Genomic DNA, 6412 nt, shown 5'->3' on the forward strand with positions numbered 1-6412 from the left:
GGCGAGCCTTTCCACGCCCCGCACGAGACGCCCGCCGAAGCGCAGGGCGAGGGCCTGGCGGAGGCCGCGCGCGGCGCGCTGGGCCACTGGCTGCGCGTGGAAGGGGGCCGCATCGCCAGCTACCAGATCGTGGCGCCTACCAGCTGGAACTTCTCGCCGCGCGATGCGGCCGGCACGCCCGGCGCGCTGGAGATGGCACTGGTCGGCGCCCCGGTCGATGAGGACGCACGCGGACGCGGACGCAGCGTCGCCGTGCGCCACATCGTGCGCTCCTTCGACCCCTGCATGGTCTGCACCGTGCACTGAGGAGCCGCAGCCGTGCCGCCGCGCCCCTCGCCCCTGCAGAACCTGCCTTCCGGCGAACTGGAAGGCGTGAACGAGGCGACCTGGCTGGACGTGATCCAGAAGATGGACGAGGTCTACTCGCGCCTCGTCGACGACGAGACCGAGCTGGAGAACAAGAACGCGCAGCTGGAGCAGTCGCAGCGCTTCATCTTCAGCCTGCTGGCGGCCATGAGCGACGTGCTGGTGGCCTGCAGCGAGGAAGGCCTGATCGAGGAGACCAATCCTGCCCTGTGCGAGCTGGTGGGCGCGAGCGACGCGCAGCTGCGCGGCACGCCGGTGGTGGACCTGCTCGCCGACGAGGAGAGCATCGAGCGCTGGCAGCTCGCGTTGCATCACTCGGGATCGCGCGAAGGCGCGGTGGTGGAGCTGAACCTGCGCGGCGCTGCCGGCCCGGTGCCGGTGGACATGAACTGCACGCTGCGCCGCGACAGCGCCGGGCGGCCCGTCGGCCGCGTGCTGGTGGGAAGGCCGCTGGGCGAACTGAAGCGCGCCTACCGGCAGCTGCGTGACGCGCACGACGCGCTGAAGCAGGCGCAGCAGCAGCTGCTGCAGTCGGAGAAGATGGCGTCGCTGGGGCGGCTGGTGGCCGGCGTCGCGCACGAACTGAACAACCCGATCAGCTTCGTGCTGGGCAACGTGCACGTGCTGCAGCGCTATGGCGACCGGCTCACGCGCTACCTCGCCGCCGTGCACGCGCAGGAGCAGCCGCCGCACCTCGCGGCGCTGCGGAGCGAACTGCGCATCGACCGCCTGCTCGCCGACCTGCCCTCGCTCACGGAAGGAACGCTGGAAGGCGCGCAGCGCACGGCCGACATCGTGAACGGCCTCAAGCGCTTCTCCTCCGGCGTCTGCGAGGAGGCCACGCGGGTGGACCTCGTGGAGGTGGTGCAGCGCGCGATCCACTGGGTGCGCAAGGGCACGGCCCCGCAGTTCGAGGTGATGTTCGAACCCGGCGCGCCCGTCCACGTGAACGGCAGTCCGGGCGAGCTGCTGCAGGTGATGATGAACCTGATCCAGAACGCCTACGACGCCGCGTCGGCGCTGGACGACCGCGTGCCGCGGCTGGCGATCACCTGCGCGCGCGGCGAGCACGGCGTCGTCCTGCGCTTCGCCGACAACGGGCCGGGCCTGCGGCCCGAGCACCTGTCACGCCTGTTCGAGCCCTTCTTCACGACCAAGCCGGTGGGCAAGGGCACGGGCCTGGGCCTGTCGATCAGCTACGGGATCGTGGAGAAGCACGGGGGGCGATTGGAGGCGGAGAACGCGGCGGAGGGAGGGGCGGTGTTCAGCGTGACGCTGCCGCTGAGTGCTTGAGGTGCGTGCCACCCGCTCGATGCGTGGCGATCCCGTAGGCTGGTGCTGACGTGCGAAGCGCAGGAAGCCCAGCTTCGCGGCGCTCGCCGATCGCTGGGCTTCGGCCTGCGGCGCTCAGCACCAGCCTACGAACTCGCCGGCGCCTGGGGGATCACGGCTCCGTCAGCCCCAGCTTCGCCAGCTTCATCCGCAAGCCCACCCGGGTGAGCCCGAGCTCCCCCGCCACCCGCGTCTTGTTGCCGTGGTGGCGCTCCATCGCATCGCGGATCAACTGCGCCTCGACGCTCGCGACGTGCTGCCGCAGGATGCCCGGGGGCGCATCGCCCGGCGAGACGACGGGGAAGGTGCCTCCCGCCTCCCGCACCCGCTGCGTGAACAGCTCCGCGCCCAGCATCGGCCCCTCGGCCAGCGCCAGCGCCCGCCGCACCTCGTTCTGCAGCTCGCGCACGTTGCCCGGCCAGGGATAGGCGCGCAGGCAGGCGAGCGCCTGCGGGGAGAGCCGTGCCTCTGCCGGCGCGTGGGCGCGCAGGATCGCCTCGGCGATCGGCGCCACGTCCTGCGGGCGCGAGCGCAGCGGCGGCAGGTGCAGCGTCATGCCGGCGATGCGGTAGTACAGGTCCGCGCGGAAGCGGCCCGCCGCCACGTCGGCCTCCAGGTCGCGGTGCGTGGCCGCGATCAGGCGCACGTCCACCGCCACCGGCCGCGGGCTGCCCAGCGGCCGGATCTCGCCTTCCTGCAGCGCGCGCAGCAGCTTGACCTGGAAGGCCGGCGAGGTGTCGCCGATCTCGTCGAGGAACAGCGTGCCGCCATCGGCCTGCTGGAACAGGCCGGTGCGCGATTCGGTGGCGCCGGTGAAAGCGCCCTTGCGGTGGCCGAACAGCTCGCTTTCCAGAAGCGTGTCGGGCAGCGCGCCGCAGTTCTCCACCACGAACGGCCCCTCGGCGCGCGCGCTCGCATAGTGGATCGCCCGCGCCAGCACCTCCTTGCCGGTGCCCGATTCACCCGTCACCAGCACGGCGAGGTCGTGGCCGGCCACCTTGGCGGCCAGCGTGCAAACCGCGTTCAACGGGCTGTCGGGCGCGCGCGTGAGGCCGTCGAAGCCGGCCTGTGCGCGGGCCTTCTGCCGCAGCGTCGCCACGCGCAGCGAGAGCTGCTCCGGGCTGGCGCGCAGTTCCAGCGTGAGGCGCTGGTTCTCCTGCTGCAGGCGCCAGAGTTGCGCCGCGCCCTGCAGCGTCAGCAACAGCTGGTCGGGCCGCCAGGGCTTGAGCAGGTACTGCCAGATGCCCGCCTCGTTGATGCCGCGGATGATGTCCTCGGATTCGGTGTAGCCGGAGAGGATCATGCGGATCGTGTCGGGCCAGCGGGCCCGCACACTGCGCAGGAACTCCACGCCGGACATGCCCGGCATGCGCTGGTCCGACACCACGATCTGCACGCACTCCTGCTCCAGCAGTTGCAGGCCTTCGGCGCCGGAGCCGGCGGTGAAGATCTCGAAGTCGTCCTCCAGCGTGCGGCGCAGGGTCTCGAGCGCGCGCGGCTCGTCGTCGACGACGAGAACCGAAGCCGGGCGCGGCATGGTCATGCCGTCCTCCCCGCGAGCTCGCGGTGGCGCGCCAGGTGGCGCGGGGTCCAGGAGGCGGGCGACTTGTGCACGAAGTGGTGCCGCGCCACGTGGTAGCTCGGGTCGAAGCCGTAGAAGTTGCGCCGCATCTGCGCGAGCTCCTCCGCGCGGTAGGCGGCCAGCGGCTTGGCCGCCTCGTCGGCCGCGCGCGCGGCGCGCTTGTCCGCCAGGCGCTGCGCGAAGGCCGGATCGGCGGCGAGGGCCGCCGCGCGGCGTGCGACTTCCGCGGCGAACGTGGCCGCGTCCCCTGCGATGCACTCGTCGATGAACCCGCTGGCCAGCGCAGCCCGCGCGGTGAGCGGCTGGCGGTTGCGCATCACGGCCTGCGCGCCCTCGGCGCCCAGGCGCTTGGGCAGCAGGTAGGTCCAGTACTCCGAGCCGTACAGGTTGCCCATGTTGCGGTAGTGCGGGTTCAGCAGCACGGCCTCGCGCGCCCACACGTAATCGGCCGCGCGAGCGAGAAAGCAGCCGCCCGCGCCGGCGTTGCCGGCCAGCGCCGCGACGGTGAGCTGACTCTCGGTGGTGATCAGTTCCAGCGCGAGGTCGTCGATGGCCTGGATGTTGCGCCAGGAGGCGTCGGCCGCCGAGCCGCCCTGCAGGCTCTCGGCCTCGATCGCGTTCAGGTGGATGCCGTTGGACCAGAAGTCCTGCCCGCCCGCCAGCACCAGCACGCGCACCGGTCGCGCGCGTGCCCAGAGCAGCGCGTTGCGCAGCCGCTCGCATTGCGCCGTGGACATGGCGCCGTTGTAGAACTCGAAGTGCAGCACGCCCACCGCCGCCTGCTCCTCGTACGCGATGTCCTGCCACGTCGGCTCCGCCGCGCGCCACCAGCCTGCCAGCGGCGCTTCGGGCAGCGCTGCGCTCTGCTCCGGAAAAGAGAGCACAGCCGGCAGCTTGATGGAGCCGGCGCGCTTGACGTGGCCGATCCACACGGCGCCATCGACCGTGGCGCGCAGCAGCGCCGTCTCGCGCCGCGCGATCACGGCGCCGGGCGCGCCGCGCAGGCGCGCCTCGGGCCAGGCGTCGTACAGGTGGCAGGCCTCGCCGAACAGGCGGTCGGCCACGCCGGGGAAGCCGTCGGCGGCGCGGATCCGGCGCAGGATGGCCTCCGTGCCGTCGCGCGTCCAGTCGATCGCGCGGTCCGCCTGCCGCATCAGGAGCCGCAATCGCCCGCGCGCACCGGGCACGTGCTCCGGCCGCGTCGGAATAAAGGATCCCCCTTCGATGCGCTCGATCGCCAGCAGCACGGCGTGCAGCGCCGCGGCGCTCACTTCGTTGCGGTACACGCTGGATTTCCTGGCCGCGCGCAGCGGGAACTCCACGCTGGCCCACACCGGCCCGGCGTCCATCTCCGCCTCGGCCTGCAGCACCGTGACGCCCCAGCGCGCCTCGCCTTCCTGCAGCGCCCAGTCCAGCGCCGACGGCCCGCGGTCGCCCACGATGCCCGGATGCACGACCAGGCAGCGAACGTGGCCCCACACCGGCTCGGGAATGGCGCGCCGCAGGTAAGGCGCCAGCACGAGATCCGGCTCGAACAGCGCCACCGCCTCCTCCGTCACCGCATCGGCGATGTCGAACTCGATCGAGAGCGTGTGCCCGCGCGCCTGCAGCTCGGCCCACAGCCGCTGCGTGAGGCTGTTGAAGGCGTGGGCGAGCAGCAGGATGCGCATGTCAGCAGATCCGCGGCAGCGGATCGCTCGCCAGCCAGTCGACGATGCGCCGGCCGCCGAACGCCGTTTCCATCTGCACGAAGCGGTGGGCGTCGGCCACCACCTCGCCGATGCGCGCGACCTCGCGCCCGAGCGGATGCGCCCGCATGGCGGCCAGCAGCCGGTCGGCGTCCACCGCCGCACACACCGCGACCAGCTTGCCCTCGTTGGCGACGTCCAGCGGATCGAGCCCCAGCAGCTCGCAGGCGGCCGCCACTGCCGGCCGCACCGGGATCGCGCTTTCGCGCAGCAGCATGCCGACGCCGGACTGCTGCGCGATCTCGTTGAGCGTGGCCGCCAGCCCGCCCCGGGTGGGGTCGCGCAGGCAGCGCAGTTGCGCGCCGGTGGCGAGCATCGCCGCCACCAGCCCGTGCAGCGCCGCCGTGTCGGACTCCACCGGCGCCTCGAAGGACAGGTTCTCGCGCCGGCTCATCACCGCCACGCCATGGTCGCCCAGCGTGCCGGAGACCAGGATCGCATCGCCGGGCCGCGCCCGGTCGCCGCCGAGTTCGACGGCGGCCGGCAGCACGCCCACGCCGGTGGTCGTGATGAAGAGGCCGTCGCCCTTGCCGCGCTGGACCACCTTGGTGTCGCCCGTGACCACCGGCACGCCGGCCGCGCGCGCGGCCTGCGCCATCGACTCGACGATGCGCGCCAGGTCCGCCAGCGGGAAACCCTCTTCCAGGATGAAGCCGGCGGCGAGGTACAGCGGCGTGGCGCCCATCATCGCCACGTCGTTGATCGTTCCGTGCACCGACAGGCAGCCGATGTCGCCGCCGGCGAACTCCAGCGGCGAGACCACGTGCGAATCGGTGGACATCACCAGCCGCGCGCCTTCGCCGGCGGGCAACGGCAGCACGGCGCCGTCGTTGCCCTGCCCCAGGTAGTCGTTGCCCAGCTGCGCCGCGAACAGCTCGCGCACCAGTTGCACCATGGCGCGGCCGCCGGCGCCGTGCGTCAGGTCGACGCGGCCGTTCTTCAGGTCCAGGGGGCGCGTGTATCCGCGCTTCACTTCAGCCATCGCTCGTTGCCATGTCCTTGTAGCGGCCGTAGCCGTAGTGCGCCGCGCAGGCGCCTTCGCTGCTGACCATGCAGGAGCCCACGGGGTTGTCGGGCGTGCACACGGTACCGAACAGCCTGCAGTCCTGCGGCCGCTTGACGCCGCGCAGGATCGCCCCGCACTCGCAGGCCTTGTTGTCGGCAACGGACCGGTACTGCAGGCCGAAGCGGCGCTCGGCGTCGAAGGCCGCGTAGTCGCCGCGGATGCGCAGCGCCGAATAAGGCACCACCGAGAGGCCGCGCCACTCGAACTCGCGCCGCAGCTCGAACACCTGCGCCACCCGGTCCTGCGCCTTGACGTTGCCCTCGCGCGTGACGGCGCGCGCAAATTCGTTCTCCACCTCGCAGCGGCCCTCGTTCACCT

The 6412-nt window shown here is 72.4% G+C and carries 5 protein-coding genes and 1 pseudogene; 2 read left to right on the forward strand and 4 right to left on the reverse strand.

The window, feature by feature from the left end; genetic code table 11:
- Both VFM98_RS12955 and VFM98_RS12960 read left to right on the forward strand, forming a co-directional pair.
- A partial coding sequence (locus VFM98_RS12955) for a nickel-dependent hydrogenase large subunit (RefSeq protein ID WP_325110336.1) occupies positions 1–306 on the forward strand: 306 nt, incomplete at its 5' end.
- Positions 307–318: 12 nt separating this feature from the next.
- Positions 319–1659 (forward strand): PAS domain-containing sensor histidine kinase, encoded by a 1341-nt coding sequence (locus tag VFM98_RS12960; protein ID WP_325110337.1) that lies wholly within the window; start codon positions 319–321, stop codon positions 1657–1659.
- A gap of 151 nt (positions 1660–1810) precedes the next feature.
- Here VFM98_RS12960 and VFM98_RS12965 read toward each other — a convergent pair whose 3' ends face one another.
- From VFM98_RS12965 to VFM98_RS12980, 4 genes and pseudogenes are all read right to left on the reverse strand, one after another.
- Positions 1811–3241 carry a sigma-54 dependent transcriptional regulator gene (locus tag VFM98_RS12965; protein WP_325110338.1) on the reverse strand — a complete coding sequence of 477 codons (1431 nt, stop codon included), beginning with the start codon at positions 3239–3241 and terminating at the stop codon, positions 1811–1813.
- Entirely contained in the window at positions 3238–4950 is a 1713-nt protein-coding gene (locus VFM98_RS12970) for a hydrogenase maturation protein (RefSeq protein WP_325110339.1), read from the reverse strand. The genes VFM98_RS12965 and VFM98_RS12970 overlap by 4 nt, the downstream gene beginning before the upstream one ends.
- A gap of 1 nt (position 4951) precedes the next feature.
- Positions 4952–6010 carry a hydrogenase expression/formation protein HypE gene (gene hypE, locus VFM98_RS12975; protein WP_325110340.1) on the reverse strand — a complete coding sequence of 353 codons (1059 nt, stop codon included), beginning with the start codon at positions 6008–6010 and terminating at the stop codon, positions 4952–4954.
- Positions 6003–6412 (reverse strand): annotated as a pseudogene (locus VFM98_RS12980) (hydrogenase formation protein HypD); the annotation flags it as partial. The pseudogene VFM98_RS12980 and the gene hypE, both read right to left, overlap by 8 nt.

Source organism: Ramlibacter sp. (assembly GCF_035706265.1).
Classification (GTDB): domain Bacteria; phylum Pseudomonadota; class Gammaproteobacteria; order Burkholderiales; family Burkholderiaceae_C; genus Ramlibacter.